Below are 1,201 nucleotides of genomic sequence, written 5' to 3'. Positions count from 1 at the left end.
GGCGGGGGTTCAGCCCGGGAGGTGGGCCTCGATGGCCGCGATGACCTCGGGGGACTCCGGCTCGGTGCGCGGGCGGAAGCGGGCCACGACCTCGCCGGCCGGGGAGATCAGGAACTTCTCGAAGTTCCACTGGATGTCCCCGGCCTCGCCGTCGGCGTCCGGGGTCTTCACCAGCTCCTGGTAGAGGGGGTGCCGGTGCTCACCGTTGACCTCGGTCTTCTCCAGCATCGGGAAGGTCACGCCGAAGCCCGTGGCGCAGAAGGTCTGGATGTCGTCCGCCGTGCCGGGCTCCTGGCCGCCGAACTGGTTGCACGGTACGCCGATCACCGTGAAGCCCTTCTCGGCGTACGCGAACTGCAGCCGGGCCAGGCCCGAGTACTGCGGGGTGAGGCCGCACTGCGAGGCGGTGTTGACCACCAGGATGGCCTTGCCCTGGTGCGCGGCGAGGCTGGTCGGCTCGTCGGACAGGGTGGTCAGCGGGATGTCGTACAGGCTCACGAGAAACGTCACTCCTCGACGGGGAAGGCAGGGCGGCGGGCGGGCGGGTCCGGTGTCCGGACCCGCCTCGCACGCTCGTTCCCGCCAGCCTAGGCCCCTCGTTCGACCAGTGCGTCCGCCGGGTCGTTGAGCGGCTGGGGCATGCCCGTGAGGTCCATGACGAACAGCGGTATCCCCAGCTCGTCGGCCCGGTTGCGGGCCGCGGCGGTGTAGCCGGCCAGGGAGAAGTAGACGCAGATGCCGGGCATCGGGGCGGTCAGCCCGTTCAGCCAGACGCACTCCACCGCGCGGAGCCCGGCCGGGGCCGTGGTCGGGTCGACCTGGGCGACCAGGCCGGGGGCCCGCAGGTCCACGGCGGTGGTGGCCGGGGCCGGACGGGTGTCGGGCTGCCGTACGTCCTGGAACCCGAGCCAGCGGAGGTAGAGCGCGGCCGTGGCCACGGCGTCCCGGGCGGTACGGATGGTGACCGGCCGGAACGGGGGGCGGTCCACCGCCACCACCTTGTCCGCGCCGGGCCCGGCGTCGTCCCCGGGGCCCCTGTCCCTGGCTCCCCGGGCGTCCCCGGCTCCCCTGTCCGCGGCTCCCCTGTCCGCGGCTCCCCTGTCCGCGGGGCCCCTGTCCGCGGGGCCCCTGTCCCCGGCTCCCGGAGCGTCCGCGGGGCCCGTGGAGTCTCGGCGGCCCCGGCCGCCCCCCGGTTCCCCCG

General features: G+C 74.6%; 1 protein-coding gene and 1 pseudogene. Both read right to left on the bottom strand.

Annotated features, from left to right (window positions below):
- Positions 1-9: 9 nt before the first annotated feature.
- Complete coding sequence (locus tag EF918_RS35935; RefSeq protein ID WP_125653000.1) at positions 10-498, bottom strand: glutathione peroxidase; 489 nt, start codon at positions 496-498, stop codon at positions 10-12.
- A gap of 89 nt (positions 499-587) precedes the next feature.
- Positions 588-983 (bottom strand): annotated as a pseudogene (locus EF918_RS35930) (hypothetical protein); the annotation flags it as partial.
- Positions 984-1,201: the final 218 nt, after the last annotated feature.

Origin of the sequence: Streptomyces sp. WAC06614 (assembly GCF_003949795.1) — a bacterium.
GTDB lineage: Bacteria > Actinomycetota > Actinomycetes > Streptomycetales > Streptomycetaceae > Streptomyces.
Note: the sequence above shows the minus strand (reverse complement) of the source record. Positions and strands in the feature narration are given on the sequence as shown.